General features: G+C 74.6%; 25 protein-coding genes. 7 read left to right on the forward strand and 18 right to left on the reverse strand.

The annotated features are described in order from the left end of the window. Nucleotides 1–33 precede the first annotated feature (33 nt). The 5 genes from BM242_RS14055 to BM242_RS14075 are packed head-to-tail and all read left to right on the forward strand — an operon-like array spanning nucleotide 34 to nucleotide 4,237. Nucleotides 34–936: a 3-hydroxyacyl-CoA dehydrogenase family protein gene (locus BM242_RS14055; RefSeq protein WP_093839164.1), complete on the forward strand. Its 903-nt coding sequence runs from the start codon at nucleotides 34–36 to the stop codon at nucleotides 934–936. 11 nt (nucleotides 937–947) lie between these two features. Further along, nucleotides 948–1,208, forward strand: a complete 261-nt coding sequence (locus tag BM242_RS14060; protein WP_093839165.1) for an acyl carrier protein — start codon at nucleotides 948–950, stop codon at nucleotides 1,206–1,208. A gap of 13 nt (nucleotides 1,209–1,221) precedes the next feature. Next, complete coding sequence (locus BM242_RS14065) at nucleotides 1,222–2,394, forward strand: acyl-CoA dehydrogenase family protein (RefSeq protein WP_093839166.1); 1,173 nt, start codon at nucleotides 1,222–1,224, stop codon at nucleotides 2,392–2,394. Next, on the forward strand, nucleotides 2,391–3,461 hold the full coding sequence (locus BM242_RS14070; protein ID WP_093839377.1) for an HAD-IIIC family phosphatase: 1,071 nt from the start codon (nucleotides 2,391–2,393) through the stop codon (nucleotides 3,459–3,461). Before BM242_RS14065 ends, BM242_RS14070 begins: the two co-directional genes overlap by 4 nt. Further along, a complete protein-coding gene (locus BM242_RS14075) occupies nucleotides 3,458–4,237 on the forward strand; it encodes a thioesterase II family protein (protein WP_093839167.1) in 780 nt (259 codons plus the stop codon). Before BM242_RS14070 ends, BM242_RS14075 begins: the two co-directional genes overlap by 4 nt. A gap of 86 nt (nucleotides 4,238–4,323) precedes the next feature. On the opposite strand, the gene BM242_RS14080 is transcribed toward BM242_RS14075, so the two are convergent. Further along, nucleotides 4,324–5,031, reverse strand: a complete 708-nt coding sequence (locus BM242_RS14080) for an NAD(P)-dependent oxidoreductase (protein WP_093839168.1) — start codon at nucleotides 5,029–5,031, stop codon at nucleotides 4,324–4,326. Between the two features lie 186 nt (nucleotides 5,032–5,217). Between BM242_RS14080 and BM242_RS14085 the strand changes: the two genes are divergently transcribed. Continuing rightward, entirely contained in the window at nucleotides 5,218–5,841 is a 624-nt protein-coding gene (locus BM242_RS14085) for a TetR/AcrR family transcriptional regulator C-terminal domain-containing protein (RefSeq protein WP_093839378.1), read from the forward strand. Here BM242_RS14085 and BM242_RS14090 read toward each other — a convergent pair. From BM242_RS14090 to BM242_RS14110, 5 genes are all read right to left on the reverse strand, one after another. Further along, a complete protein-coding gene (locus tag BM242_RS14090; protein WP_093839169.1) occupies nucleotides 5,780–8,548 on the reverse strand; it encodes a beta-ketoacyl synthase N-terminal-like domain-containing protein in 2,769 nt (922 codons plus the stop codon). The genes BM242_RS14085 and BM242_RS14090 overlap by 62 nt on opposite strands. A 68-nt stretch (nucleotides 8,549–8,616) precedes the next feature. Then, nucleotides 8,617–9,462, reverse strand: a complete 846-nt coding sequence (locus BM242_RS14095) for an ABC transporter permease (protein WP_093839170.1) — start codon at nucleotides 9,460–9,462, stop codon at nucleotides 8,617–8,619. After that, nucleotides 9,452–10,285: an ABC transporter ATP-binding protein gene (locus BM242_RS14100; protein WP_093839171.1), complete on the reverse strand. Its 834-nt coding sequence runs from the start codon at nucleotides 10,283–10,285 to the stop codon at nucleotides 9,452–9,454. The genes BM242_RS14095 and BM242_RS14100 overlap by 11 nt, the downstream gene beginning before the upstream one ends. Then, nucleotides 10,279–11,919: an acyl-CoA ligase (AMP-forming), exosortase A system-associated gene (locus BM242_RS14105; protein WP_093839172.1), complete on the reverse strand. Its 1,641-nt coding sequence runs from the start codon at nucleotides 11,917–11,919 to the stop codon at nucleotides 10,279–10,281. Before BM242_RS14105 ends, BM242_RS14100 begins: the two co-directional genes overlap by 7 nt. Further along, a complete protein-coding gene (locus tag BM242_RS14110; RefSeq protein WP_093839173.1) occupies nucleotides 11,912–12,193 on the reverse strand; it encodes a phosphopantetheine-binding protein in 282 nt (93 codons plus the stop codon). Before BM242_RS14110 ends, BM242_RS14105 begins: the two co-directional genes overlap by 8 nt. A gap of 259 nt (nucleotides 12,194–12,452) precedes the next feature. Between BM242_RS14110 and BM242_RS29405 the strand changes: the two genes are divergently transcribed. Further along, the gene (locus BM242_RS29405) at nucleotides 12,453–13,637 is read left to right on the forward strand and encodes a helix-turn-helix transcriptional regulator (RefSeq protein ID WP_107365126.1); all 1,185 of its coding nucleotides are present in this window, start codon (nucleotides 12,453–12,455) and stop codon (nucleotides 13,635–13,637) included. Between the two features lie 101 nt (nucleotides 13,638–13,738). On the opposite strand, the gene BM242_RS14120 is transcribed toward BM242_RS29405, so the two are convergent. The 12 genes from BM242_RS14120 to BM242_RS14175 form a co-directional block, all read right to left on the reverse strand. Next, on the reverse strand, nucleotides 13,739–14,515 hold the full coding sequence (locus BM242_RS14120) for a hypothetical protein (RefSeq protein ID WP_093839174.1): 777 nt from the start codon (nucleotides 14,513–14,515) through the stop codon (nucleotides 13,739–13,741). After that, nucleotides 14,508–15,647: an acyl-CoA dehydrogenase family protein gene (locus BM242_RS14125; protein WP_093839175.1), complete on the reverse strand. Its 1,140-nt coding sequence runs from the start codon at nucleotides 15,645–15,647 to the stop codon at nucleotides 14,508–14,510. Before BM242_RS14125 ends, BM242_RS14120 begins: the two co-directional genes overlap by 8 nt. Next, entirely contained in the window at nucleotides 15,644–16,642 is a 999-nt protein-coding gene (locus BM242_RS14130; protein ID WP_093839176.1) for a 3-oxoacyl-[acyl-carrier-protein] synthase III C-terminal domain-containing protein, read from the reverse strand. The genes BM242_RS14125 and BM242_RS14130 overlap by 4 nt, the downstream gene beginning before the upstream one ends. Before the next feature lie 23 nt (nucleotides 16,643–16,665). Next, complete coding sequence (locus tag BM242_RS14135; protein ID WP_093839177.1) at nucleotides 16,666–16,926, reverse strand: acyl carrier protein; 261 nt, start codon at nucleotides 16,924–16,926, stop codon at nucleotides 16,666–16,668. Between the two features lie 114 nt (nucleotides 16,927–17,040). After that, entirely contained in the window at nucleotides 17,041–18,576 is a 1,536-nt protein-coding gene (locus BM242_RS14140) for an amino acid adenylation domain-containing protein (protein WP_093839178.1), read from the reverse strand. Then, nucleotides 18,573–19,424: a hypothetical protein gene (locus tag BM242_RS14145; RefSeq protein WP_093839179.1), complete on the reverse strand. Its 852-nt coding sequence runs from the start codon at nucleotides 19,422–19,424 to the stop codon at nucleotides 18,573–18,575. The genes BM242_RS14140 and BM242_RS14145 overlap by 4 nt, the downstream gene beginning before the upstream one ends. Beyond that, nucleotides 19,414–20,568: an acyl-CoA dehydrogenase family protein gene (locus tag BM242_RS14150; protein ID WP_093839180.1), complete on the reverse strand. Its 1,155-nt coding sequence runs from the start codon at nucleotides 20,566–20,568 to the stop codon at nucleotides 19,414–19,416. The genes BM242_RS14145 and BM242_RS14150 overlap by 11 nt, the downstream gene beginning before the upstream one ends. After that, nucleotides 20,565–21,197: an acyl-CoA dehydrogenase family protein gene (locus tag BM242_RS14155; RefSeq protein WP_093839181.1), complete on the reverse strand. Its 633-nt coding sequence runs from the start codon at nucleotides 21,195–21,197 to the stop codon at nucleotides 20,565–20,567. Before BM242_RS14155 ends, BM242_RS14150 begins: the two co-directional genes overlap by 4 nt. A 1-nt stretch (nucleotide 21,198) precedes the next feature. Continuing rightward, nucleotides 21,199–22,149, reverse strand: a complete 951-nt coding sequence (locus BM242_RS14160) for a 3-oxoacyl-[acyl-carrier-protein] synthase III C-terminal domain-containing protein (RefSeq protein WP_245834074.1) — start codon at nucleotides 22,147–22,149, stop codon at nucleotides 21,199–21,201. Continuing rightward, nucleotides 22,146–23,465, reverse strand: a complete 1,320-nt coding sequence (locus BM242_RS14165) for a type III PLP-dependent enzyme domain-containing protein (protein WP_093839379.1) — start codon at nucleotides 23,463–23,465, stop codon at nucleotides 22,146–22,148. Before BM242_RS14165 ends, BM242_RS14160 begins: the two co-directional genes overlap by 4 nt. Nucleotides 23,466–23,572: 107 nt before the next feature. Continuing rightward, entirely contained in the window at nucleotides 23,573–24,916 is a 1,344-nt protein-coding gene (locus tag BM242_RS14170; protein ID WP_093839182.1) for a preATP grasp domain-containing protein, read from the reverse strand. After that, the gene (locus BM242_RS14175) at nucleotides 24,913–26,856 is read right to left on the reverse strand and encodes a condensation domain-containing protein (protein WP_175541410.1); all 1,944 of its coding nucleotides are present in this window, start codon (nucleotides 26,854–26,856) and stop codon (nucleotides 24,913–24,915) included. The genes BM242_RS14170 and BM242_RS14175 overlap by 4 nt, the downstream gene beginning before the upstream one ends. Between the last annotated feature and the right edge of the window lie 102 nt (nucleotides 26,857–26,958).

The following is a 26,958-nucleotide window of genomic DNA, read 5'->3' on the forward strand; positions in this document are numbered from 1 at the left end:
CCAGCACTCGGAAACGCCCGGAAGGGGAACGTCATGTCGGTCATCGGAGTCGTCGGCGCGGGGGTGATGGGCATCGGTGTCGCCCAGAACCTCGCCCAGGCCGGTCACGAGGTGCTGCTCGTCGACCGGGAGGAACGGATTCTGGAGCAGGCCCGGACGGCCATCGCCCGCAACTGCCGGCTCAGCCGGATGATGGGCGGCCCCGCCCTGGACCCGGACACCGTGCTCGCCCGCATCACCACGGCCGTGGGCCTGGGCCCGCTCGCCAAGGCGGACATCGTCATCGAGAACGTCACCGAGGACTGGGAGACCAAGCGGGCGGTGCACGCCGAGCTGGACCAGGTCTGCGGGCCGGAGACGGTGTTCGTCGCCAACACCTCGGCCATCCCGATCACCCGGCTGGCCTCGGTGGGCAGCCGGCCCGAGCGGGTGGTCGGCGTGCACTTCATGAACCCCGTCCCCGCCAAGCCGGTCGTGGAGCTCATCCCCGGCGTGCACACCTCGCCGGAGACCGTGGCGCGCACCCGGGAGCTGCTGAGCAGCATGGAGAAGCGCTGGGTGGATGTGAAGGACGCCTCCGGCTTCATCTCCAACCGGGTGCTGATGCTGACCGTCAACGAGGCCGCGTTCCTGGTGCACGAGGGTGTGGCCACCGCCGAGGCCGTGGACGAGGTCTTCCGGGGCTGCTTCGGTCACCCGATGGGCCCGCTGGAGACGGCCGACCTGATCGGCGTCGACACCATCCTCTACAGCGTCGAGGTGCTCCACGAGCACTACGCGGACAGCAAGTACCGGCCGTGCCCGCTGCTGAAGCAGATGACGGACGCCGGTCTCCACGGCCGCAAGACCGGCCGCGGCTTCTACACCTACGCCTCCCCCGCCTCCCCGGCCGCTTCCACCGCTTCCACCGCTTCCGTCAGCACCGACACCAAGTGAGGTCATCCGCCATGTCCGACACCACCAGCGCCCGGATTCTGGACTTCATCACCGCCCGCTTCCCGCAGGCCGAGATCACCGAGACCGAGGACATCTTCTCCCTGGGCTACATCAACTCCCTGTTCGCCATGGAGCTGGTGATGTTCGTGGAGAACACCTTCGGCATCCGCATCCCCAACGACCAGCTGCGCCTGGACGACTTCCGCACCGTCAAGGCGATGACCGAGCTGGTGAACCGGCTGCGCCCGGCCGCCGCCGTCCCGACCGCGTGAGCAGGCCGCCGCGATGACGGACCAGTTGACCGCCCCCGCCGCCGCCCCGGCGGCCCTGCCCGCCCCGCCCGCGCCGGACCGGGCCTCCGCCCGGGCCTTCACCGACGCGCATCTGGTACCGGCCGCCGAGGAGATGGACCGCCGGGGCGCGGTGCCGGAGGACCTGCTGACCCTGATCGGCGAGGCAGGGCTGTGGGCGCCGTTCCTGCCGCCCGCGCTGGGCGGCAGCGGCACCTCCATGGTGACCCTCGGCGAGATCCACGAGGAGATCGGCCGGGGCTGCTCCTCCACCCGCAGCCTGCTGACCGTGCACACCATGGTGTGCTGGGCCCTGCACCGCTGGGGCACCCCGGAGCAGCTCCGCCGCTGGGCCCCGGGCCTGGCGGCGGGCCGGCTGCTCGGCGCGTTCTGCCTCTCCGAGCCGGGAGCCGGCAGCGACACCGCCGCCCTGGCCACCACCGCGGCGCCCGCCGACGGCGGCGGCTGGCTGCTCAACGGCACCAAGACCTGGATCACGGGCGGGCAGCGCGCGGACCTGTACCTGGTGTTCGCGCAGGGCCCGTCCGGGACGATCGCGCTGCTGGTGCCGCGCCGCGCCCGAGGCGTGCGGGTCACGCCCATCGAGGGCATGCTCGGCACCCGCGCCGCCATGCTCGCCGAGATCACCTTCTCCGACGTCCGGCTGGACTCCCGCGCACTGCTCGGGCCCAGCGGTTTCGCCTCCGGCATGGTGCTCACCGGCACGCTCGACCTGGGCCGCTACAGCGTGGCGGCCGGGTCGGTCGGCATCATCCAGGCCTGCCTGGACGCCTGCGCCGCGCACACCGCGCGGCGCACGGTCGGCGGCTCGCCGCTGCGCGACCTGCCGCTCATCCAGGCCAAGCTCACCGACATGGTGACGGACGTGCGGGCGGCACGGCTGCTGCTGGCCGAGGCGGGCCGGCTGAAGGACGCCGGCGACGCGGCCACCATCATGGCGACCTGGATCGCCAAGTACTTCGCCTCCACCGCCGCGGCCCGGCACGCGTCCGAGGCGGTGCAGATCCACGGCGCGCTCGGCTGCGCGCCCGGCTCCCCGGTGGCGCGCTGCTACCGGGACGCCAAAGTCATGGAAATCATCGAAGGCAGCAACGAGATCCAGCGGATGACCATCGCTGCCGAAGCCCATCGGAGGTGGACACCGTGACCAGCGCCACGCTCGACACGCCGGCCCCGGCCAAGCCGGTGCAGGGCAGGATCAAGTGCATCGTCTGGGATCTCGACCACACGCTGTGGGACGGCATCCTGCTGGAGGACCCCGACGTCGTGCCCCGGCCGGCGGTCATCGAGCACATCCGCCGGCTGGACGCCATGGGGGTGCTGCACTCCATCGCCAGCCGCAACGACCACGAGACCGCCATGGCGGCGCTGGAACGGTTCGGCCTGGCCGATATGTTCCTGTGCCCGCAGATCGGGTGGAACCCGAAGTCCTCCTCCATCCGGCACATCGCGGAACGGCTCAACCTGGGCCTGGACGCGTTCGCCTTCATCGACGACCAGGACTTCGAGCTGGCCGAGGTGGGCCACGCCCTCCCCGAGGTGACCTGCGTCCACGCGGACGACATCGACGAGAGTCTGGTCCGGCCCGAGTTCCGGCCCCGCTTCGTCACCGACGAGTCCGCCCAGCGCCGCGCCATGTACCGCAGCCAGCTCGCCCGCGACGAGGTGCGCTCGGACTTCACCGGCACGGACGAGGAGTTCCTGGCCGGCCTGGACATGACCTTCACCATCGCCCCGGCACAGCGCGAGGACCTCCAGCGCGCCGAGGAGCTGACCGTCCGCACCAACCAGCTCAACTCCACCGGCCGCACCTACTCCTACGACGAGCTGGACGCCCTCCGCGGCTCGCCCGGCCACCTGCTGCTGGTCGCCTCCCTCACCGACCGTTTCGGCTCCTACGGCAAGATCGGCCTGGCCCTGGTCGAGAAGGGCTCCCCGGACTGGCACCTCAACATGCTGCTGATGTCCTGCCGGGTGATGTCCCGGGGCGTGGGCACCGTCCTGCTCGGGCATCTGATGGAGCGCGCCCGGGACGCGGGGGCGGGGCTGCTGGCCGACTTCGTGGAGACCGGCCGGAACCGGATGATGCAGATCACCTACGCGTTCAGCGGTTTCCGGGAGGTCGCCCGGGACGGCTCCCGGGTCACCCTGGCCGCCGATCTGTCCGCGGTGCAGCCCGCTCCGTCCTATGTGCGGCTGGAGGTGACCGGGTGAGCACGGCCGCCACCGCGGGGCCGGCCCGTGCCGGTTCCCTGCGTTCCCGCTGGCTTCCCTTCCCCGTCGATCCGGATGCCCGCATCCGCCTGTACTGCCTGCCCCACGCGGGCGGCTCCGCCTCCGCGTTCCGCTCCTGGACGGGCCGGGCCGGGGACGCGGCGGTCTGCCCGGTGCAGCTCCCGGGGCGGGACGCCCGCGTCTCCGACCCCGCCCACCCGACCATGCCGGCCCTGGTCGGCGACCTGGCCGGTGTCCTCCTGGCCGAGGCCGCCGCCGATCCCCGCCCCTACGCGCTCTACGGGCACAGCCTGGGGGCCCTGGTCGGCTTCGAGCTCGCCCGCGAGCTCCGCCGGCGCGGCGGCCCGCAGCCGGAACACCTGATCGTCTCCGGCTGCTCGGCGCCGCAGGCGGTGGAGGACCCGGCCGACGACCTGTCCGACGCGCAGATCGTCTCCCTGCTGCGCAGCCTGGGCGGCACGCCGGAGCTGTATCTGTCCGACCCTCGGGTGCTGCGCCTGATCCTGCCCGCCATCCGCGCCGACCTCACCGTCCGCAACAGCTACCGCTACCGGCCCGAGCAGCCCCTGACCATTCCGCTGACCGCCATCGCCGCCACCTCCGACGCCCGCGCCCCCGCCCCCTCGCTGGCCGCCTGGCGGGACCAGACCGTCGGCCGGTTCCGGCTTCATACCCTTGTCGGAGGCCACTTCGCCGTCCTCGAACAGCCCGAGACCACCCTCCGTCACCTCACCGCCGCCCTGCGGCCCGTCTGAGTGAGCGGCCCCGTCGTCAGGGGCCGCATGCCACCGCACGGCGGCGAGGACCGGTCGAGACGGCTCCCCGGCCGGCCGGGCGGGCCTCAGGCGGGGCCGGGGGTGTGGGCGAGGGCGCTGGGGGTGCGGCAGCCGACAATCGCCGGGGCCTCCTGGACGAGGGTGTCGTCGGTGAGCGCCTCCACCATGAACAGGGCGAAGTCCACCCGCCGCGTCAGGTCGCTGGCCAGGACCGGGTCGCCCACATGCCGGCTCCACACCGGCAGCCCCTGGCTCTCGCCCTCCTCCAGGCTGCTGCCGCGCACCACGGTCCACCGGGTGTCGCTGGCGAACACGCGGCGGCACGCCTCCACCTGGTCGTCGATCTCGACGGCACGGAACAGCCTGCCCAGCCATGTGGCGATCCGCAGCAAGGTGGTGAACCGCCACGAGTAGCGGTCCTTGCCGTCCCGCGTGATGTGCCAGCCGCAGGAGAAGACCAGGCGCGCGCCCGGCCGCGCGTGGTCGAGCACCGCCTGCGCCGTGCCCGAGGCGTACTGCTGCACGCCCCAGGGCACCAGCACGGTCAGCACGCCGTCGCACCCGTCGACCGCCCGCCGGATGACCTCCGGGTCGTTGGTGGGCCCGGGGACGACGGTGATCCTGTCGCCGAAGGCGGCGAGCTTCGGAACGCTGCGCTCGCGGCACACGCCGACCACTTCGTAGCCGCGTTCCAGTGCGTGCCGGATCATGTACTGCCCGAGCTTCCCCGAAGCCCCGATGATGCAGACCTTCTTCATCCGGTCCGTGCCCATGACGCAGCCCTTCCGCCGCAATATCAACCTTATGCCATAAGGCACGTTAGACTTATGCCATAAGGCACGTCAAGAGCAGGCGGAAGGAGAAGGCGAGTGCGCGAGGAAGGCAGGGCCACCGGCAAGGGCCGGGCCCGGGCATCGGCACGCAGACCGCTCAGCCGTGAGCTGGTGATCCGCACGGCGATGGCGGTGGCGGACGCGAAGGGAACGGCGGCGCTCACCATGCGGGCCATCGCCGAACCGCTGGGCGTCGAGCCGATGTCGCTCTACCACCATGTCGCCGGCCGGGAGGACATCCTCGACGGCATGGTGGACGCGGTCTTCGCCGAGATCGCCCTGCCGCCGGGCGGCACCGGCTGGCGCAGCGCCATGCGCCTGCGCGCCGAATCCGCCCGCGAGGTGCTGCGGCGCCATCCGTGGGCGGTCGCCCTGATGGACTCCCGCGCCCGGCCCGGCCCGGCGACCCTGCGCCACCACGACGCCGTCCTCGGCGCGCTGCGCGCCGGCGGGTTCTCCGTCCCGATGGCCGCGCACGCCTTCTCGCTCCTGGACAGCTACCTCTACGGCTTTGTGATCCAGGAGCTGAGCCTGCCGTTCCGCGGCGCGGCGGAGCTGGAGGAGGTCGCGGGCGCCATACTCCGCGACATGCCGGCCGACGCCTTCCCCCATCTCACCGAGCTCGCCACCGAGCACGTGCTGAAGCCCGGCTACGACTACGCCGACGAGTTCGCCTTCGGCCTCGGCCTCATCCTCGACGCCCTGCACCCGGACGAGGACCCGGGTGCGGGGCGCCGTCCGGCCCGGTGAGGGCGGTGTGCAGGGCGCGCAGGGTGGGGTGCTCCAGGAGGGCGGTGGCGGGGACGGGGACACCGAGGGTACGGCTGAGGCGGTCGGCGATGCGGACGGCCTGGGCGGACCGTCCGCCCAGTTCGAAGAAGCTGTCGTCGGCCCCGACCCGTTCCAGGCCCAGCCCTTCGGCGAGCGCTTCGGCGAGGGTGCGCTGCATGCCCTCCGCCGGTTCCGTGTAGGGGGTGCCGAGGGCGGGGCGCGGGCGGACGGTGCCCGGGGCGGCGGAGGGTACGGCGGCGGGTCCGGAGCCCGGGCCGGAGCGGGGGCCGGCGGCGAGAAGCCCGGCAAGGGTGAGGTCCGGGGAGGCGGACCGGGGGACGGCGTGGTGGCGCAGGCCGGGGGCGGCCGGGGGCGGCGCGGCCCCGGCGGGGGTGAGGACGACGGTGTCGGCCTCGGGCAGCCGGGGGTGTGCGGACAGTGCCGCGGCGAACGCGGCGGCCGAGACGGCGTCCCCGGGCGAGGCCAGGGCCAGGGCGTGCACGACGGTCCGGGGTGCGGCGACCAGCGAGTCCGGCAGGGCGGGGAGCTGGGACGGGTCGCGGAAGGTGAGGTCCCCCGACTCCAGCAGGGCGAGGCGCGGCCCGGGCCGGGCGGCGGTGACCTCGGCTCCGGCCCGGAAGAGGCGGTCGACGAGCGCCTCGCCGTCCTCGTCGGCGGCCAGGACCAGCCAGGGAGAGGCGAGGCGGAGCCGGTGGTCCAGATCGGGCGGCACGGGCGACGACGGCGCGCCGCCGGTGCCGGGGCGGGGGTCGATCCAGTGGCGGGTGCGCTGGAAGGGGTAGGCGGGGAGGGGGACGCGACGGCCCTCATGGCCGTGCAGGGCGGGCCAGTCGATGGTGGCCCCGGCCAGCCAGAGCCGGGCGAGGGCGGGCACCAGGCCGTCGCCGGCGCCGAGTTCCAGTTCCAGGTCGGCGTTCTCTGCCCCGGTGGCCAGGAGAACGCCGAGGCGGGCCAGGCCGGCGGCGAGCGCGTCGGCCCCCGGGCCGGTGAGGCGGACCCGGGGGTCGCGGCGCACGGTCTCGCCGTCCAGCCGGCGCCCCGGGTCGGCCAGCGCGGCCCGCGCGTCCGCGTGGTCGGTGACGACCACCGCGCGGCGCAGCGGGAAACGGCCCCGGGAGACCTGGAGGGTGTGGGCGATGTCGGCCAGGGACTGGGACCGTCCGAGGTCACCGGCCAGGTGGGCGCGGAGGCGCCCGGTGAGCTCCTCCAGGGCGGCGGGGGTGGCGGCGGAGAGGGTGAGCAGGTGCGGCCCGGGGCGGCCGGCGCCCGCGGGCCGGGCCGGGGGCTCCTGGAGGACGACATGGGCATTGGTGCCGCCGACGCCGAAGGAGCTGACGCCCGCCCGGCGCGGTTCCGGGCCGGACGGCCAGGGCCGCGGGGAGGCCAGCACGGTGAACCGGTCGGCGGCCGTGGCCAGGGCCGGGTTGGGGGTGGTGAAGCCCGCCGTGGCGGGCAGGACGGCCTCGCGCAGGGCGAGCGCGGCGTGGATCAGGCCGGTGACGCCGGAGGCTCGGTCCAGATGGCCGATGCGGGGCTTGAGGGTGCCCAGCACGCACGGCTCGGTGCGTGCGGAGGTGAAGACGCGGGAGAGTGCGGCGAGTTCGATCGAATCGCCGAGCGGGGTGCCGACGGCGTGGCACTCCACATAGCCGATGGACTCGGGTTTGACGCCGGAGACGGACAGCGCGGTCTCGATGGCCGCGGCCTGGCCGGTGACCCCGGGCGCGGCGTAACCGGCGCGCTCCCGCCCGTCGTTGTTGACGGCCGTGCCCAGGATCACCGCGTGCACCGGGTCGCCGTCGGCCAGCGCGTCGGACAGGCGCTTGAGGGCGACGACGGCGGCGCCCGAGCCCATGACGGTGCCGCCCGCGGCGGCGTCCAGGCTGCGCACCCGGCCGTCCGGGGAGAGGATGGAGCCCTCCTCCCACTGGTAGCCGGCCGGCTGCGGCAGCGGCAGGAACGCGCCCCCGGCCAGGGCCATGTCGCACTCGTAGGTGAGCAGGCTCTGGCAGGCCAGGTGCACGGCCACCAGCGAGGTCGAACAGTACGTCTGGACGGTCAGGCTGGGGCCGCTGAGGCCGAGCTTGTAGGAGATGAGCGAGGTGAGGGAGTCCCGCTCGACGCCGGAGGAGAGCAGCGCCTTGCCGCCGGGTTCCCCACCCAGGTCAGGGACATTGCGCAGCAGGTAGTCGGGGAAGGCCGCACCGGCGAAGACGCCGACGGGGAAGCCGGGGTCGGCGGGCGGGTAGCCCGCCTGTTCCAGCGCCTCCCAGGCGCACTCCAGCAGCAGCCGGTGGTGCGGCTCCATGGTGTCGGCCTCCCGGTCGGTGAGACCGAAGGCGGTGGCGTCGAACTCCTCCAGGCCCTCGACCGGGCCGCCGACGGGGACGTATCCGGGCCGGCCGGCGGGGACTCCGGCGGCGGCCAGTTCGGCGTCGGTGACCGGGCGCAGGCCGTCGATGCCGGACAGCAGATTGTGCCAGAGGGTCTCGGCGTCACGGGCGCCGGGGAAGCGGCCGGACATGCCGACCAGCGCGATGGCGGAGTCGGCGCCGGAATCCGCACCGGTGTCCGCACCGGTGTCCGCACCGGTGTCCGTGGCGACGTCGGTGGAGTCGGAGAGGTCGGTGGAGTTGCTGGAGTGCGTTTCCGCTTCCGGGATCATGGGCTTCACCTGAGTGTCCGAGGATTGCTCCGGCCGTCCGGCTTCCCCCGCCCCCGAGGGAGCGGCGGTCAGACCAGATGGCTGCGGCCCCACCCGTGGGCGAGGCGGTAGGTGGCCACGGCGCCGAAGACGACGGCGATGGCGAGGCAGACCAGCGTGGGCCCGAGCATGGCGGCGGCGTCGCCCTCGACGGCGGCGCGCAGCACCAGCAGCCCCCAGTAGCCGGGCGAGAAGGGCGCGAGCGCCTGGGCCCAGCCCGGCATCAGGTCCACCGGCAGGAAGGTCCCGCCGATGGTGCTGACCAGGATGGCCCCGACATCGCTCGCCACGATCAGGTCGCCGCGGCTGCGCACCAGCGTGGCCAGGGCGGCGCCCATGGCCAGCAGCGTGAAGCCCCAGACCGACATGGCCAGGCACAGCAGCGGGATGCTGGGCGGGATGTCCATGCCGATGACGAGGATGCCGTAGACCATCAGCACGGCCTGCTGGAAGAGCAGCACCAGGAAGACCGGCACGCCCTTGCCGAGGAGGAGTTCGGCGCGGGCGGCGCGGCTGGCGCGCAGCCGGTCCCAGGTGCGCCATTCCCGTTCCACGAAGATCGAGTGGCCGACGATGGCCATGGCGAAGACCGAGAACATCACCAGCTGGCCGGTCACCGCCCACTGGGTGCCGGCGTCCAGCGCCTCCCGGTACAGCGGCTGGAGCATCAGCATGAACACCATGGGCGTGACCAGGTAGCTGATGAGCTGTGAGGGGTCGCGCAGCCGCAGCAGCAGGTTGTAGTGGATCAGGGCGAGGGTGCGGTGCAGGGAGTCGGCGAGCCGGGCGCGGACGCCGGCCGGTGCCGCGCCGCCGGCCGCCGGGCCGGGGGCGCCGGAGGGCGCGGAGGGGGCGAGAAGGGTGTCAGACGCCATCGGTGACCGCCAGGGAGTGGTAGAGATCGTCCAGGGTGGGTTTGCGCAGCTCGACGGACTCCACCGGCCGGGGGGCCGTGCGCAGCAGGTCGAGCAGGGACGCGGTGGGGTCGGTGGTGGACGCGTGCAGCTCCTGGCCGGCCGCGGTGACCCGGACCTCGCCCGGCAGGCCCTCCAGCAGTTCGGCGCTGGTGCCGCGGGCGATGATCCGGCCCTTGGCGGCCACCGCCAGGGTGGCCCCGAGGTCCATCAGCTCGGTGAGGTAGTGGGTGGTGTAGACGACGGCGGCGCCCTCCCCGGCCCGCCGCCTGACCACCTCCAGCAGTGCCTGCCGGGTCTCCGGGTCGGCACCGGCCGTCGGCTCGTCCAGCAGCAGCAGGGACGGCCGGTGGATGAGCGCGGCGCCGGCCTGGGTGCGGCGCTGCTGGCCGCCGGAGAGGAACCCGGCGCGGCGGTCCAGGAAGGCGGTGAGGTGCAGGGCGACGGCCAGTTCCTCGACCGCCTCGCGCAGGGCGGCGCGGCGCAGCCCGGCCAGGCTGCCGTACAGTTCGAGGTGCTCACGCACGGTCAGGGGCCGGTAGAGGGCGATGTGCTGGGGCGAGATGCCGATGATGCCGCGCGCCTCGGACGGCGGGCGGCCGTCCACGAGCACGGTGCCGCTGTCGGGCTTCAGCAGCCCGGAGACCATCTCCACGAACGTCGTCTTGCCGGCGCCGTTGTGGCCGACCAGGCCGACGATCTCGCCGGCCGCGACGTTCAGGGTGAAGCCGTCCAGGGCCTGGATGTCGTCGTAGCGTTTGGTGAGTGCGACCGCCTCTAGCACGGCAGTTCCTCCTCCGCTTTCCGCGTGTGCTCCGGGTGCCCGGCCGGCGGTGCCGGTCCGGCGGGCGGGGCGGGCCGGGCGGCCCGCCGCAGGGTTTCGCGCAGCCGGACCCGGTCGAACTTGCCGTTGGCCGTGCGGGGCAGCCGCGGCAGCAGCTCGATGCGCCGCGGCATCATGTAGGCGGGCAGTTCCCGGGCCAGGGCGCGGGACAGGTCCTCGGCCGAGGCCGCCGCGGCATCGGCGGACCTGGCTGCCGCCAGCACGATGTGGCTGCCGAGCCGCGGGTCCTCGGCACCGAAGGCGACGGCCTCGGCGGCCAGCCCGGTGGCGTATGCGGCCTCCTCGATCTCCGTGGGGCTCACCCGGTAGCCGGAGGTCTTGATCATCTCGTCGTCGCGGCCGACGAAGTAGAGGAAGCCCTCCTCGTCCCGGTAGACGGTGTCGCCCGACCAGACGGCGATCTCGGGCCGCCCGGTGGGCGGCCGTCCGGGGGCCGGGCGGAAGCGCTGCGCGGTGCGCTCGGGGTCGTTCCAGTACCCGAGGGCCACCAGCGCGCCGCGGTGCACGAGTTCGCCGTGCTCACCGGGGGCGCAGGGGGTGCCGTCCGGGCGGACGACCAGCACCTCGGCGTTGGGGACGGCCCTGCCGATGGAGTCCGGGCGCCGCCCGGCCTCGGCCGGGTCCAGGTATGTGGAGCGGAACGCCTCGGTCAGCCCGTACATCAGATACGGGTCGGCGGCCGGGAAGATGTCCCGCAGCGCGGCCAGGGTGGTCCGGGGCATCCGGCCTCCGGTGTTGGCGAAGTACCGCAGCGCCGCCGTGGACTCCGCGGGCCAGTCCTGCTCGGCGAGCTGCAGCCACAGCGGCGGTACGCAGGTCAGGCCGGTGACCCGGTGCCGGGCGCACAGCCGGACCACTTCGCGGGCGCGCAGGTAGTTGACCAGCACCACATGGGCGCCGGCCACCAGCGCGGTGGTGAGCTGGCTGAAACCGGCGTCGAAACTCAGCGGCAGCACGGCCAGCACCACGTCCTCGCGGGTGTGGCCCAGGTATTCGGCCACGCTGGCGGCACCGGCCAGCAGGTTGCGGTGGGAGAGCACCACGCCCTTGGGCGGGCCGGTGGAACCGGAGGTGTAGAGGATGGCGGCCACATCGTCGTCGATGACGTCCCCGGCACCGGGCACGGGTGCGCCGGGGACCGGCGGCTCGGTGCTCTCCAGGGCCTGCCAGCCGGCGGTGCCGAAGGACACCACATGGGCGACGGAGCTGTCCGGGGCCAGGGCGCCGAGCACACCGGCGCGCCGCTCCTCGGTGGTGATGACCACGCGCGGGGCGCAGTCGGCGAGGACGTGCCGCACCTGGCGGGGCCGGTAGACGGGGTTGAGGGGAACCAGCACACCGCCGGCCGCGGCGACGGCCAGCAGCGCGACCACGGTCTCGGTCCGCTTCTCCGCCCAGACGGCGACCCGGTCGCCGCGCCGGACGCCGAGGCCGTGCAGGCCGTGCGCGACGCGGGACACCCGGTCGGCCAGCTCCCGGTAGGTCAGGGTCTCGGAGCGGAAGGTCACCGCGGGCCGGCCGGGCTCGCCGCAGGCGGTGAGCCGGTCCAGGCGGCGGGGCGGCTGCTCACACATCGGCTTCGACGGCCTCGGCCCCGGTGAGCCGCTCGGCGGGGATCAGCGGGCCGACGGCCTCCCACAGCGAGCCGACCGTCTCGAAGGTCTCCTCGGTGATCAGCTCGTCGGGCAGCTCCAGGCCGTAGGTCTCCTCCAGGTCGGTCAGGAGCTGCACCACCCCCATGGAGTCGAGGCCGAGCGCGGACAGGTCGTCGCCCGGGGCGAAGTCGTCCCCGGACGCGACGGGCAGGTGGGCCAGCAGCGTCGTGCGGAACGTGCGCGGGATGTCCATCGTCACCAGTCCCTTGTCGGTAGCGTGTCGTGGCGCCGGGCAGCGGCGGGGGCGGGCGGCGGCGCGTGCCCGACCCGGTGCTGCGAGTCCAGCAGGGGCCGCTCCTGAAGCGGCCTCATGCCGCTATCACGGGCGCGGTAGCGGGTGGAGAGGGCGGCGGTAGCGGGCCGGTAGCGCCCGGGTAGTGAGCCGATAAGGCGGTCTGGAACGGTGGCGGGACGCTGAGCCCCACGGAACGGAACCAGGCTTCGGAGGAAACATGTCGACGGTCGCCCCGCCCGCCCGGTCGCAGTCCGCCCTTTCGCAGTCCGCTCTCCCGCACTCCCCGCATTCCCCGCTGCCGCAGGTGGCGCTGGCGCCGGCCGTGGACGGCCGCGGCCGGACAGGTGCCGCGGACAGCCCGGACGACCGCGCGGGCGCCCTCTACCGCTACGCCGTCCGCCACGGCGGCATCCGCGCGCTGGAGCCCGCCGCCGCGGAACTGGGGGTTTCCCTGCCCGAACTGTTTCTCGCCGCGGGACGGCTGGTCGAGCTGGGCCTGCTGCGCACCGACGACACGGCGGGCGGGCGGCTGGTGCCGGCCAGCCCGCAGGACGCGGCGGCACGGCTGGTGGCGCCCGTGGAGCGGGAGATCTTCCGGCAGCGGGACCTGGTGGACCGGCTGCGCGCCCGCATCACCGCCGTCACCGACCCCTCCCCCGGGGCCGGCCGGTCCGCCGGGGACGACGGAGACGGGCGCGCCGGGGCGATCGACGGCCTGCACGGCACGGCGGAGATCCGCGGCCTGTTCACCGTGGCCGCCGAGGTCTGCCGCAAGGAGCTGCTGGTGCTCCAGCCGGGCCACGAACGGGAAGACCTGCTGGAGCAACTGCTGGCGCCCTGCTACGGGGTGCTGGACCGGGACGTGGCGGTGCGCGTGGTGTGCCCGCACCGCAGCCGGACCGGGTTCGCCGACCGGGCTCGGGCCAGACGGCTGGTGGAGAACGGCGCCCGGGTGCGCACCCTCAGCAGGGTGCCGCAGGCGACGGTGGTCTTCGACGACACGCTCGCCGTGGTGGTGGAGCTGCCGCCCGGCCCGGACGGGCAGCCGGCCGCCCGCCGGGTCCAGGACCGGGGCATGGTCCGCTTCCTGACCGACCTGTTCGACCAGCTGTGGGAGACCGGCACGCCGTTCACCTCCTCGGAGCCCGGCTACGCCGCCGCGGCCGACGATCTCCAGCAGGCCATCGCCCGGCTGATGGCGCAGGGTCTGACCGACGAAGTGGTGGCGCGGCGGCTGGGCATGTCGGTGCGGACCTGCCGCCGGCACATCGCGAGCCTGCTGCGTGACCTGGACGCGGTCAGCCGTTTCCAGGCGGGTGTGCAGGCGGCCGGCCGGTTCACCATCAGCCCGGCCGCGCCCGCCGCCCCCGCACCGGCGGTCACCGCCGCGCGGAGCGCCTGACGCGCCACGGGCCACAACGGCCGCGCTCCGCGCCCCACCGCAGCCTTGCGGTGGGGCGCGGAGCGCGGCCGTTCCGGTCGGTCCGGTGGCCCTCCGCCGGCTCAGGCGGGGGCGGGAAGGCGGAGGCGGGCGGGGTCGGTGGCGCGGAGGGTGAGCCAGCCCTCCCGGCGGGGGCCCTTGGTGTGCAGCAGCAGGGTGTCCCCGGCGGTGACCTGGCCGGCGGCCAGCGCCCGGTGGGCGGCCAGCCAGGCATCGCACGGGCCACGGCCGGTGAACAGATGCCCGGCGCTGTCGGCCGCCCCCGCCGGGGCGCCCTCCCCGCAGTCCAGCACCTGCAACGGACCGCTACCGCGCCGCAGACGCAGGGCCACCGCCGAGAACCGGGCCCCGCCCGCCCGGGCGTCGGCGTACAGGGGTTCGTCGCAGATCAGCACCGTGGCCCCGGCCGGCACGGCCCACCCGATCAGGTCCAGCACCAGGATGCCGCCGAGTTCCTCCAGGTGGGTGAGGCCCATGTCGTCGCCCTTCCACCGGAAGCGGTGCACCAGTCCGGCGAGTTCGGCGACCATGGCGTCCCGCAGCGGACCGGAGCGGACGAAGAACAGCGGCTCGTCCCTGGCGTCCCCGCCGAGCGCGGCCAGCGCCAGGGCGCTGACGCCGTCCTCCGCCGCGGCCTCCCCCGGGTCGGCGGCGTCGGCGTCGGCGGTGACCATGAGGTGGTCGAGGGGGATGCCGGAGAAGGCGGAGGCACGGCGGGCCGCGGGCAGGATCGAGGGCGGGAAGGCGGAGAGCGGGACATAGCCGGTGTGCCACCGGCCGGCGGCGGAGATGGCATCGACGCACAGCGAGGGGGCGAGGGGGGAGCCGGGCTCAGCCATCGGCCTCTCCCGACCGGTAGCCGCGGGCCACGTGCAGGCGCTGGATGTTCCCGGTGCCCTCCATGAACTCGAAGGCGCACACGTCGCGGGTCCACTTCTCCAGCAGCGGGTGGTCCAGCAGTCCGGCCGGGCCCAGCGCCGCCGCCGCCCAGTGCGCGGTCTCCACGGCCATGCGGGTCGCGCCCAGCTTGGCCGCGCAGGACAGGTAGCCGCGGTCCGGGTCGCGGTCGATGCGGGCGGCGGCCTCGTAGACCAGGGAACGGGCGGCCTCGGCGCGGGCCACGGCCCGCCGGGCGCCGGGAGCGCCGGGGCGGTGCTCCCGCACATAGGCGGCCATGGCCAGGGCGGTGCCCACGGCCGCCGCGGCGACGCGCAGGCGCATGGTGTTGAAGGTCCGCACCGCGCCCCAGATGCCGCGGCGGGTGGCCGGCAGATGCTCGCCCAGCAGCATGTGCCCGGGGACCGGCACCGCGTCCAGCCGGATCTCGCTCAGCGCGGCCCCGCGCAGCCCCACCATGTCCAGCGGCTCCGCCCGCCACCCGGGAACCGGGAGCTCCACCAGGGCCGCCCGCACCGAGAGCGCCGAACGGCGGGTGCGGGCGAAGACGACGCCGATGCCGCCGCGGGCGCCGTTGCCGATGTAGCGCTTGGTGCCGTGCAGCAGCCAGCCGCCCTGCCCGTCCCGGACCAGCCGGGACTCCATGGCGGTGGCGTCACTGCCCCGGCCCGGCTCGGTCATGGCGAAGAACGTCCAGGTGCGGCCGTCGGCGACCCGCTCGTAGAAGCGTTTCTTCTGCTCCTCGCTGCCCAGGAACTCGACAAAGGTGCCGGCCAGGCCGGGGGCGGGGCAGGCCAGCAGGGCCCCCACGTCGCCGCGGGCCAGCTCGCACATGCCCACCACGTTCTGGAGGCAGGAGTGCCGGTCGGGCAGGACCGCTCCGGGCGGCTCGGGCCCCCACCGGTACTCCTCCGGGGTCTCGCCGTGCCGGATCGCGGCGTACACCTCCGAGTCCAGGTGCGGGGCCATGGTGCGGGGGTCGGTGTCGATGGACAGCGCGCGGGCCCGCAGGTCCCCGGCCGCCTCCCGGGCGCGGTCGCGCACCGCCCGCACCCTGCTGTCGAATCCGGTCATGGTTGTGCTCCTTCGTCGCGTTCGGCCAGGACCTCGACGACCAGGGACTGGACGTAGGCCCCCTGGCCGATCGCCACCAGCACGCAGCGGTCCCCCGGGCGCAGCCGCCCGGCGTTGTCCGCGTGCTCCAGCGCCATCAGCGCGTCCCCCCCGAAGTTGTGGCCGCGCTCGGGGAGCAGATCGAGACAGATCCGGTCGGCCGGGATACCGGTGGTCCGGCTGAAGGAACGCCAGAACATCCGGTTGGAGAAGTGCGGCATCACCCAGTCGAGCCGCTCCGCGCTCCCGCCGGACGCCTCGGCCGCGCGGCGGACGGTGCCGGCCACCAGGTCCGAGCAGGCCCGGCCGAAGGCGGCCAGCTCCTCGGCCGTCATCCGCAGGTTGCGGTGGAAACGGGCGTCCCGGGCACCGGCGGCGGCCAGACAGCGGTAGCGCTGCGGCACCGTGGCCCCGCGCGTGCCGCCGGTGCCGCCGGTGCGGTTCACCAGGACGCCGACCGCACCGTCACCGCTGACCGTGGTGCCCTTGATGTAGCGGGCGACATCGCTGATGCTGCCCTGGTCGCCGCCGAGCAGCAGCACCTGCTCGCCGGGCCCGGCGCCCGGCCGGTGCAGATAGCGGCGCGCGTACTCCACACCGCGCAGCACCGAGACGCAGTTCACGTGGGAGAGGCCGAAGAAGCGGCTGCCGTGCAGGCCGAGCCGGTCCCGAAGCCGGTCCGGGAAGTCACCGCCGAGATCGTGCTGGGCCATGTGCAGGGTGTGGCCGTAGAGGACCAGGGAGGCGGTGGTGCCGGCCAGGGCGCCGCGGCCGGCCGCGGCCAGCAGGTCCTCCATGCGTTCGCCCCGGGCCAGGACCGGGCTGTCGCGCAGCCCGTAGACCCGGGAGAACATCTTGCGCTCCATGGCCCCGCAGCCGATGCGGGCCAGTACGTCGTCCACGGGTTCGGTCCCGCCGGGCAGCCGGACGGCCACCCGGGACAGTCCCACGCTCATGGTCCCCGTTCCCTTCCGGACGGTCAGACCGCGGTCCTGGCGAACCCGGCCTCAATGTAGTCGGCCAGGCTGCCGACCGTCCGGAAGACGTCCGGCCCCAGCTCGTCGGGGTCGACCTCCAGGCCGATGGCGTCCTCCAGACTCATCAGCAGCTCGATCACGCTGGTGGAGTCCAGCGCCAGGTCCTCGAACAGCCGCATCTCGGGGCTGACCTCGGGGAGGTCCTTGTTCAGCACGGCGGACAGGGCGGCCCGCAGGTGCTCGGTGATCTCGGTGCGGTCCATGGTGGTGGTGTCCTCTCTGCGATGGCGTGCCGCGGGCCCGGGACGGGCACGGGCGGACGGTGCCGCGGGGATAGTGCCGCGGGGATGGTGCCGCGGCTGTTCCGGGCAGGGGCCTCAGACGGCGGCGGTGCGCAGCGCGGCGGCACGGGCGGCGAGCGCCGGCCGGTCGGTCTTGCGGTTGGCGTTGAGCGGGAACTCGTCCAGGTGCTGGTAGCGCAGCGGGACGAGCTGCCGGGGGAAGAAGGTGCCCAGCTCCTCCATCAGGTCGGCGGCCGGGCGCTGCTCGCCCAGGTAGAAGGCGAACAGTTCGCCGTCCAGGGCGACCGCCACGGCATCGCGGACGCCGCGGCAGCGGCGCAGGCCCCACTCCACCTCGGCCAGTTCGATGCGGACTCCGTTGATCTTCACCTGGTGGTCACGGCGTCCCAGGTAGGCGAGTTCGCCGCCGGGCAGGCGGCGCACCAGGTCGCCGGTGCGGTACCAGCGGCGGCCCTCGTGGGTGAGGAACCGGCCGGCGTCGTCCGCGGGATCGAGGTAGCCGGGGACCATCTGCGGTCCGGTGACGCACAGTTCGCCGGTGTCCTGGGCGGGGCGGCCGTCGGCACCGGCCAGCAGGTACCGCAGGGCGGGGTGCACGGTGCCGATGGGCACGATGCCGTTGACGCAGCGTCCGGGCGAGGTCCGCGGGTCCCAGCGGTGCACGCTGCACGAGATGGTCAGCTCGGTGGGCCCGTAGAGGTTCTCCACGGCCGAGTGCGGTGTCGCGGCCTGCCAGTCGGCGGCGTCGTGGCCGAGCAGCGGCTCGCCGCAGAACAGGCTGTACCGCAGGGACGGCATGGCGTCCGGGGCGAGCGCCCGCAGCCTGCGCACCAGGGAGATGACGCTGGGCGAGGAGAACCACACGGTGATGCCGTGCCGGGCGATGAAGTCCGGGACCGTGGTGAAGGCGCCCGGCGGCATGGAGACCAGGGTGCCGCCGCTGCCCCAGGCCGCGAACATGTCGAACATCGCCAGGTCGAAGGTGAGGTCAAAGGTCTGGGAGAACACGTCCTGCGGGGTGAAGCGGTAACGGTGGTGGACGAACCGCAGGTAGGCGTCCACGTTGCGGTGCAGCACGGGCACGCCCTTGGGGCGGCCGGTGGAGCCGGAGGTGAAGAGGATGTAGGCGGTGTCGTCCGGCGCGGGGGACACGGGCCGCTCCAGCGGCGGTCCGTCGGGGTGCCGGATCACCGGGGTGCTGCCGAGTTCGGCGGCGAGTCCCGGCAGGACGGGGCGGGCGGAGTCGTCGGTGAGCAGCACGTCCGGCCGGGCCGCACAGATCATGCGGCGGGTCCGCTCGGCGGGGAACTCCGGGTGCAGCGGGACGACGGCGGCACCGGCGTATCCGGCGGCCAGTATCCCGGCGTACGCCTCCACGCTGCGGGCGGCCAGCAGACCGACCCGGCGGGGGCGGCCCCCGGCCGCGGCGGTGAGGGTGCCGGCCAGGGCCAGGGCGCGGGCGTGGAGTTCGCGGTAGGTGAGGGAGCGGCGGCCGATGCGCAGGGCCTCGCCGTCCGGGCCGGTCCGCAGACCGCGCCGGAACCAGTCGGGCAGGGCGCCCGCCGGAGCCGAGGTGCCGACCGGCTCCAGGAGTTGGTGGAACGGATTCATGGCTGTCCTTCGCTGGGGCTGGGCCGGGCGGCCGGGGTGGCGTCGGTGAGGCGGAGGCGGGCGGGGTCGGTGGCGCGGAGGGTGAGCCAGCCCTCCCGGCGGGGGCCCTTGGTGTGCAGCAGCAGGGTGTCCCCGGCGGTGACCTGGCCGGCGGCCAGCGCCCGGTGGGCGGCCAGCCAGGCATCGCACGGGCCACGGCCGGTGAACAGATGCCCGGCGCTGTCGGCCGCCCCCGCCGGGGCGCCCTCCCCGCAGTCCAGCACCTGCAACGGACCGCTACCGCGCCGCAGACGCAGGGCCACCGCCGCCGGGACCGGCCGGCCGTCGCCGTCGCCGGGGGATGTGCCGGGGAATGTGCCGGGCGATGTGCCGGTGAAGGCGGGCTCGTCGCAGATCAGCACCGCGGCCGAGCCGCTCTCCAGGGTCCAGGCGACCAGGTCCAGGACGAGGGTGCCGCCGAGTTCCTCCAGGTGGGTGATGCCGAGGTCGTCGCCCGCCCAGTCCAGGCGGTGGACCAGCCCGGACAGCGGTGAGGCGACGGCGTCCCGCTGCGGGCCGGAGCGCACGTAGTACAGCGGTTCGTCCCTGGCGTCCCCGCCGAGCGCGGTCAGCGCCAGGGCGCTGACGTCGGGGCCCCGGTCGGGCACCAGGAGGCGCAGCGCGGCCACGGGAATGCCGGTGGCCCGGGAGGCGGCCCCGGCCAGCGGGACCAGGTAGGCGGTGTCGGTGAGCGCGGGGGCCGGTTCGTACCGGGCGTGCCGGTGGCGGGCGACGGCGACGGTGCCGATGGAGAGGTCGCCGATCGCCGCAGGGGCACCGGCGGGGGCGGTTGCGGGATCAGCGGCCATCGGCGTCTCCCGACTGGTAGCCGCGGGCCACGTGCAGGCGCTGGATGTTGCCGGTGCCGTCCATGAATTCGAAGGCGCACACGTCGCGGGTCCACTTCTCCAGCAGCGGGTGGTCCAGCAGTCCGGCCGGGCCCAGCGCCGCGGCCGCCCAGTGCGCGGTCTCCACGGCCATGCGGGTCGCGCCGAGCTTGGCGGCACTGGAGAGGTAGCCGCGGTCCGGGTTGCGGTCGATGCGGGCGGCGGCCTCGTAGACCAGGGAACGGGCGGCCTCGGCGCGGGCCACGGCCCGCCGGGTGCCGGGGGTGCCGGGGCGGTGCCGGGCGATGTACTCGGCCATGGCCTGGGCGGTGCCCACCGCGGCGGCGGCCACCTGCATCCGCATGTTGTTGAAGGTCTGCACCGCGCCCCAGATGCCGCGGCGGGTGGCCGGCAGGTGCTCGCCCAGCAGCATGCCGCCGGGGACGGGCACCCCGTCCAGCCGGATCTCGCTCAGTGCGGCCCCGCGCAGCCCCACCATGTCCAGGGGCTCCGCCCGCCACCCGGAGGCCGGGAGTTCCACCAGGGCGGCCCGGATGTGGAGGGGGGAGGGGCCGGTGCGGGCGAAGACGACTCCGATGCCGCCGCGGGCGCCGTTGCCGATGTAGCGCTTGGTGCCGTGCAGCAGCCAGCCGCCCTGCCCGTCCCGTTCCAGCCGGGTTTCCATGGCGGTGGCGTCACTGCCCCGGCCCGGCTCGGTCATGGCGAAGAACGCCCAGGTGCGGCCGGTCCGCACCCGCTCGTAGAAGCGCTTCTTCTGCTCCTCGTCACCCAGCAGGGCGACGAAGACTCCGGCCAGGGCGGGAGACGGGCAGGCCAGCAGGGCACCCACGTCGCCCCGGAAGAGTTCCAGGACGCCGACCATGCTCTCCAGGCAGGAGCCGCGGCCCGCCGGGTCGTCGCCGCCGGCGAGGGCGGGGGCGGGGGATGCGGAACGGTACTCCTCGGGCAGGGCGGACTCGCGGATCATGGCGAAGGCCGGGGAGTCCAGGTGCTGTTCCATGGCGTGCGGCTCGGCGTCGATGGACAGCGCGCGGGCGCGCAGGTCCTCGGCCGCCTCCCGGGCGTGGTCGCGCACCGCCCGCAGCCGGGCGTCCAGCTCGGTCATGCGGCCTGCCCTCCCTGCTGCCGGTCGGTCCAGACGTTGGCGACGAGCGCGGAGACGTACAGGGCCCGGGCGGGGTGGTCGGCGATGTAGCCGGAGGCGCCGAACAGCTTGGCCACCTGCCAGCCCAGGTCGTCGAGGCGGTTGTGCAGGTCGGCCAGCGCCTCGGGGTCGTCGTCCCCGGTCAGGGCGTGCTCCCGCAGGAGCTCCACCTCGGCGATGATGTCGGCCACCGCGCCGGTGATGAGCTGTTTGCGGATCAGCGGCTCGTCCCCCGCGGTACGTTCGGACAGGTGCTCGACGGCCTCGTCCAGCAGGCGGCGGACGATGCCGAGCCGGACCGCGGCGATCAGCCGGGCGGCCTCGGCCTGTTCGGGGGTGCCGGCGGGGCGGGGGCCGGGGCAGGCGACGAAGACGATCTCCTCGCGGTCGGCCAGCGGGTGGGTCCGGACCCGGGCGCCGGGCGGCATGTCCCGGGCGGGGAGCGCGGCCCAGGGGCCGGGCGCGGCGGCAGCGGCTCCCCGGCCGGAGAGCGCCGGCCGCTCGGACAGCGCGGACAGGGCGGCGGCCAGGCCGGCGGCCAGCCCCTCCTGGCGTGCCGTCCGCTCGGCCCGGTGCAGCAGGGTGGTCATGTCAATCCTCCTCGACCTCGACGATCACGGCCTGGAAGTAGGCGCCCAGGGCCAGTGAGAGCAGCACGCAGCGGTGTCCGGGACGGAGCCGTCCGGTGCTTTCGGCGTGTTCCAGCGCCATCAGCGCGTCGCCGCCGAAGTTGTGGCCGCGCTCGGGAATCAGATCCGTGCAGATCCGGTCCCGGGGGATGCCCGTCAGACGGCCGAAGGTGCTCCAGAACATCCGGTTGGACAGGTGCGGCATCACCCAGTCGATGTCCGCGGGGGTCAGTCCGGCGTCCCGTACGGCGCGCAGCGCGGTGTCCACCGCCTGCTCCCGGCAGATCTGGCTGAACAGGACGGCCCGGTCGGCGGACAGGTCCTTGCGGTGGAAGCGGGCGTCGCGGGAGGCCGCGCCGCCCAGGTAGCGGTAGCGCGCGCGGCCATGGGGGCGGACCGCCACCGCGATCACGCCGTCGCCGCCGACCGCCATGCCCGGCATCACCCGGGAGGCGTCGTGCACGCTGGCGTGGTCGCCGCCGAGGATCAGCACCCGGTCGTCGGGGGACACGCCGGGGCGGCGCAGATAGCGCCGGGCGAGCTCCACGCCGCGCAGCACCGAGACGCAATTGATGTGGGAGAGGCCGAAGAAGCGGCTGCCGGGCAGGCCGAGCCGGGCGCGCATGCGGTCGGCGAAGCCGCCGCGGAGGGCGAACTCCTGGGTGAGCAGGGTGTGGCCGTACAGCACCAGGGAGGCGTGCCCGCCGCCCAGCGCCTCGCGGCCGGCCGCGGTGAGCAGGTCCTCCCACTGTTCGCCGGGCGCCAGCGAAGGGCTGTGGCGCAGCCCGAACAGGGTCTTGAACAGGCGGCTCTCGGCGGGGTCGTGGCCGGTACGGCGCATGATGTCGGCGACCTTCTCCACCCGGCCGGGCAGCCGTACCGCCACCCGCTCCAGGCCCACCCCGGTGCTCACCTCGGCAGCCCTCCCCGGTCGGCGGCGGGCACCACGGCCGCCCCGGCGGGACCGGCCGCGGTGACCAGCCGCTGGGGGCGGAGCAGGTCCTCCGGCCGGTCGCGTTCCCGCACCAGGTGCGCCCGCCCGCCGGTGACCAGCACCTCGGCCGGGAAGCCGTGGGAGAGGAACAGACCGGGCGACGCGGAGGGGCCGTAGGCGCCGGAGTTGAGCACGCCGAGCAGGTCACCGGGCACCAGGTCGGGCAGTTCCGCCTGTTTGAGCAGGGAGTCGTTCGGGGTGCACAGCGGCCCGGTGACGTTCCACGGCCGGGGCTCGCCCGCCTCCCGGTCGCTCAGCAGCACCGCGGGGAAGTTCCGCTTGACGAAGGAACCGATGCCGACGGCCGCCATGTGGTGGTGGGTGCCGCCGTCCGCCACCGCGAACCGCTCCCCCAGGGATTCCTTCACATAGCGCACGCCCAGCACATAGACGCCGGCCCGGGCGGCCAGATAGCGGCCGGACTCCATGATCAGCCGGGTGCGGGGGTGGGCGGCGGTGAAGGCGTCCAGCAGCGGGTTGATCTCCCGGCCCGCCTCGGCCGGGCCGAGCTCGGCCTCGCCGTCGAAGTAGGGCACGCCCAGGCCGCCGCCGATGTCGACCGCGTCCAGGCGGATGCCGGTGGCCGCGGAGATCCGCTCGGCCAGGTCCAGGATGTAGCGGGTGTTCTTGCCGAGCACCCCGGCGTCCAGGATGCGGGTGCCGAGATAGACCTGGATACCGGCCACGTCGGCGTGCCGGTAGCGGGTGGTGAGGTCCCCCGCGGCCAGCACCTGGGCCTCGTCGATGCCGAACTGGCGGGGCTTGCCGCCCATGGTGAGCCGGGAGCCGCTGATCGCCAGGGCCGGGTTGACCCGCAGCAGCACCCGCTGCCGGATGCGGCGGGCGGCGGCCAGCCGCTCGGTCCGGTCGAGTTCCGCGAACGACTCGCAGACCACCGCGTAGACGCCGGTGTCCAGGCAGGCGGCGAGTTCCTCCTCGCTCTTGCCGGGGCCCAGGAAGAGGATGTTCTCCGGCTCGGTGCCGGCCGCCAGCGCGGTGCGCAGCTCGACGAGGGAGGAGACCTCGGCGCGGGCACCGCCGGCGCGCAGCGCGGCGAAGACACTGATGTTGGGGTTGGCCTTGAGCGAGTAGAAGACCTCCAGGGCCGGGTGGAGCGCGCGGCGCAGACCGGTGACGGTGGCGGTGAGCAGATCGCCGTCGTAGACGTAGAGCGGGGTGCCGAAGCGCTCGGCGAGCTCGCGGTAGCCGATGCCCTGGACACTGGTGCCGCGCATCGCCTCGGTGACCGCGGCGACGTCCAGGATGCCGGGCCCTGCGTTCGCGCCGGGCGTGCCAGGGGTCTCGGGGGAGGTCGTGTCGGGGGAGGTCGTGTCGGGGGAACTCATGACGTCATGCCTGCCATTTCCCGCAGCCGCTGCTCCGCCTGCCGGCGCACGGCGAGGGCGGTGTCCGGGCCGTCGGCGACGCAGATGCCGTAGAGCCGGCCGTGGAAGCCGCCTTCGCCGGTGTCCGCGGCGTTCAGCGTGGCGAAGTTGTTGATCAGCAGCCCGGTCCGGCCGGGGCGGTCCATCAGCAGGTCCCCCAGGGCCGCCTCGACCTCGGCAAAGCGGTGACGATGGGAGAGCCTGAGGCCGAAGGTGGCGGCGATGGCGTGCCGGCCCTCGGGGATGAACCGTTCGGCGATCCGGCTCTGGTAGGTGGACATGTTGAACCTGGCGTTGATCTCCAGGCAGGGGTAGAGAGTGCCGTCGCGGCCGAGCATGGCGTCCACGCCGACCATGCCGTAGTAGCCCTCGGCGTACAGGGCCTCCCCGATCACCTGCACGGCGTCGTGCAGCTGCGCGGTCGCGGCCGGGGGAAGCTCCACCGGGAAGCGGTGTCCCTGGTGGACGCCGTCGCGCAGCACGGCGGCCTTGACGGTCTCGAAGCGGACCCGGCCGGTGCGGGAGATCACGAACTGGTAGTTGAGGTCCAGGGCGTGCTCGATCCAGGTCTCCACCACCAGGGCGGCGGGCGCGTCCGGGCCCCGGCGTTCGATCAGCCGGAGCAGCCGGGCCGCGGCCCGCTCGTCCTCGATCACCACCATGCCGCGGCCGGAGACGCCCAGGGACTCCTTGACCGCCACCCGTCCGCCGGCGGCGAGCCGGGCGGAGAGCGCGCCGCGCAGCTCGCCGACCCGCTCGCAGACCTGGCCCGGCACGGCGGTCAGACCGGCCGCCGCCACCAGCCGGTGGCTGAAGATCTTGCCGTTGACGGCCTTGCAGGTCTGCGCGGAGGGGCCGGCCAGCGGCAGCCCGGTCTCCTTGGCCAGCAGCTCCTCGTGGGGCGAGATGCCCAGCGGCATCAGGTAGGTGCGGCCGTCGTCCAGGGCGCGGAGCCGGCCGAGCAGGCCCGGGGAGGCGAGGGCGTCCTCGGTGACGGTGCGGGCGGGCTCGCTGTGCTCGGCCCAGACGGTGCGGCCGGCGGCGGCGCCCAGCCGGTCCAGATAGCGGGCGAAGTCCTGGTCCATGGGCGCCTTGAGCATCACCACATCGCCCTCACCGGCGAGCAGCACGCCCAGTTCCTCCATGCGATTGACAGTTGCGTCCGCAAAGGAGATTCCGGCTCCGGGGAGCTTGGGTTCACCGGCGGCCCAGCTCCGTTCGACCTCGAAATTGTTGATGAAGACAAAGCGGGCCTGGGGATCGCCCGTCAGATCTGATTTCAGTCGCTGGACGAAATTCATCGGGCACTCCCGGAATTCTCGGTGGTCGTCGGGCGCATCCGCCGGGCGAGCGTGCGCAGCGGGCGGGCGCTGTTCAGCCGGCGCGGGGACACGCCCGTCCAGCCCTGCTCGGCGAGGGCGGCCAGCACCCGGGGCAGCCGCAGCACGCGCCCGCCCGCCGCGGCGTAGCCGGCCCCGGGGTCCACCCGGTCCGGGTCCAGGCCGTTGGCCTCGGCCACGGCCGCAGTCAGTGCCCGTTCGGCCGCGGCCGCGGACGGGGGCGCGGACGGGGGCGGCGGGGCGGGGACGCCGCCGGTTGCGGTGGCGGTGATGGTGGTGCGGAAGACGGCCGGACAGCGGGCCGCGGGGTGGTCGTGCACCGCGCCCAGCAGGTGGGTGCGGAGTTCGGCGGCGGTGACCGGCCGGCCGGCGGTCACCTCGGCGGTCAGAACCGGTCCCTCACGGTCCTCGCGGTCCTCACGGTCCTCGCGGTGCTCCCCGTCCTCGTGGTGCTCACGACGGCCGTCGCGGCCGGCGGTGACCCGGGCGGCGGTGACCGCCTCGTGCTCCCGCAGCGCGGCCTCGGTGGCGTCCAGATCCACCAGGTCGGTGCCGATGCGCACCAGCCGGCGGGCGGGCGGCGGCGGGAAGGCCGGCAGTCCGGCGGCCCGGCTCACCCGCAGGCCGGCGGTGCCGTCCCGGTGGGTGTGCAGCAGCGTGGCGTAGCCGCGCAGGAAGCGGCCCGCCGCCTCCCGGTCCATCACCTCGTCCAGGGCCTGGAGGGCGAGGGTGATCCCGTCGCTCCATTCGTAGACCCGGAAGTAGAGGTCGGAGCCGGCCCGGGCCCAGTCGGCGGGTGCGGGGTTCCAGGTCAGCCGGTCCCGGCGGGTGCCGCAGGAACGCGGCCGGTTGTCCAGGAAGTTCAGCTCGGACACCACGCGCATCCGCTGCCCGCGCCGGGCGCTCTCCCGCGCCACGGCCTCCTCGACCTGGTCGAAGGGCACGTGGGCGTGGGCGATGGAGGTCTCGATGCGCTCCGCGGCGCGCCGCAGCACCTCGCCGAACGGCGGGTCGTCGGTGAGGTCCAGCAGCACCGGGGTCGGATAGGACTGGCAGGTCATCACCGAGGCGGAGCCGCCGGCCTCGCGCTGGCTGGTGTAGATGCGGTGGGCGATCCGCCGCTCGCCGGTGTAGGCGGCGAGGGTGACGGCGAAGGCGGCCACATGCACGGCGGAGGGCCACATCCCGGCCCGGGCGGCGATGTCGCGCGCGGCGCCGAGCAGGGCGGGCGTGGTCAGGGCGGCGCTGTGCGCGGCGTCCGGGGCGGCCGGCCGGGTGCGGCGGCGCGCGTACACGTCGGCGGGCAGCTCGCGCACGGTCCGCCGCCAGTGGGCCAGCGCCTTCCCGGGGTCGGTGGCCTCCTCCCGGCGGGCGAGGTCGACCGGCTGGTGGACCACCGGCGGCAGGCTCACCGGGCGGCCGGCCACCCGGGCGGCGAGCAGGGCGTCCAGTTCGCCGCTGAGCCGGTCCAGGGCCACGTCGTCGAAGGCCAGGTGGTTGAAGACCAGGTGCAGGCGGAGCAGCCGGCCGCCGGAGGTGACCGCGCAGGCCCGCAGCGGCCATTCCCGGGCCAGGTCGAAGGGGGCCTGGTAGAGCTCGCGCACCGTGCGGACCGGGTCGTCGGCGGTGTCCGCCTCGATCAGCGGCAGCGGGGCGAAGCGCTGCACCAGCTGGCGCGGCCAGGGCCGGGCGTAGAGGTCGTAGACCGTGCGCAGGCCCTCGTGCCGGCGGACCAGGTGGTTCAGGGCGGCCCGGACGTGCGCGGTGGTGCAGCCCTCGGGCAGCGGGTAGCTGGTGGTGATGTGCGCCTCGTGGCGGGACGCCTCCGGTGCGTGCAGATAGCGCAGCACGTGATGGTGCTGGCCCCAGCACAGGGGCGCGGTGCGGATCGCCGCTGCCATCGTTCCCTCCCGCCGCATCGTCTGCCGGTCACGTTTTCCTGGCCACATGCTGGCGGGTTCCGCGCGTTTTCGTCAGGGGCTCACGGTGACATCAAGGGGACG

This window comes from Streptomyces aidingensis (assembly GCF_900112355.1).
GTDB classification, from domain to species: Bacteria; Actinomycetota; Actinomycetes; order Streptomycetales; family Streptomycetaceae; genus Streptomyces; species Streptomyces aidingensis.

Coding starts and splice junctions, on each gene's coding strand:
- BM242_RS14055 (WP_093839164.1), top strand. CDS start 34: ATGTCGGTCATCGGAGTCGTCGGCGCGGGGGTGATGGGCATCGGTGTC.
- BM242_RS14060 (WP_093839165.1), top strand. CDS start 948: ATGTCCGACACCACCAGCGCCCGGATTCTGGACTTCATCACCGCCCGC.
- BM242_RS14065 (WP_093839166.1), top strand. CDS start 1,222: ATGACGGACCAGTTGACCGCCCCCGCCGCCGCCCCGGCGGCCCTGCCC.
- BM242_RS14080 (WP_093839168.1), bottom strand. CDS start 5,031: ATGGGCACGGACCGGATGAAGAAGGTCTGCATCATCGGGGCTTCGGGG.
- BM242_RS14085 (WP_093839378.1), top strand. CDS start 5,218: ATGGCGGTGGCGGACGCGAAGGGAACGGCGGCGCTCACCATGCGGGCC.
- BM242_RS14090 (WP_093839169.1), bottom strand. CDS start 8,548: ATGATCCCGGAAGCGGAAACGCACTCCAGCAACTCCACCGACCTCTCC.
- BM242_RS14095 (WP_093839170.1), bottom strand. CDS start 9,462: ATGGCGTCTGACACCCTTCTCGCCCCCTCCGCGCCCTCCGGCGCCCCC.
- BM242_RS14105 (WP_093839172.1), bottom strand. CDS start 11,919: ATGTGTGAGCAGCCGCCCCGCCGCCTGGACCGGCTCACCGCCTGCGGC.
- BM242_RS14110 (WP_093839173.1), bottom strand. CDS start 12,193: ATGGACATCCCGCGCACGTTCCGCACGACGCTGCTGGCCCACCTGCCC.
- BM242_RS29405 (WP_107365126.1), top strand. CDS start 12,453: ATGTCGACGGTCGCCCCGCCCGCCCGGTCGCAGTCCGCCCTTTCGCAG.
- BM242_RS14120 (WP_093839174.1), bottom strand. CDS start 14,515: ATGGCTGAGCCCGGCTCCCCCCTCGCCCCCTCGCTGTGCGTCGATGCC.
- BM242_RS14125 (WP_093839175.1), bottom strand. CDS start 15,647: ATGACCGGATTCGACAGCAGGGTGCGGGCGGTGCGCGACCGCGCCCGG.
- BM242_RS14130 (WP_093839176.1), bottom strand. CDS start 16,642: ATGAGCGTGGGACTGTCCCGGGTGGCCGTCCGGCTGCCCGGCGGGACC.
- BM242_RS14135 (WP_093839177.1), bottom strand. CDS start 16,926: ATGGACCGCACCGAGATCACCGAGCACCTGCGGGCCGCCCTGTCCGCC.
- BM242_RS14140 (WP_093839178.1), bottom strand. CDS start 18,576: ATGAATCCGTTCCACCAACTCCTGGAGCCGGTCGGCACCTCGGCTCCG.
- BM242_RS14145 (WP_093839179.1), bottom strand. CDS start 19,424: ATGGCCGCTGATCCCGCAACCGCCCCCGCCGGTGCCCCTGCGGCGATC.
- BM242_RS14150 (WP_093839180.1), bottom strand. CDS start 20,568: ATGACCGAGCTGGACGCCCGGCTGCGGGCGGTGCGCGACCACGCCCGG.
- BM242_RS14155 (WP_093839181.1), bottom strand. CDS start 21,197: ATGACCACCCTGCTGCACCGGGCCGAGCGGACGGCACGCCAGGAGGGG.
- BM242_RS14165 (WP_093839379.1), bottom strand. CDS start 23,465: ATGCGCGGCACCAGTGTCCAGGGCATCGGCTACCGCGAGCTCGCCGAG.
- BM242_RS14170 (WP_093839182.1), bottom strand. CDS start 24,916: ATGAATTTCGTCCAGCGACTGAAATCAGATCTGACGGGCGATCCCCAG.
- BM242_RS14175 (WP_175541410.1), bottom strand. CDS start 26,856: ATGGCAGCGGCGATCCGCACCGCGCCCCTGTGCTGGGGCCAGCACCAT.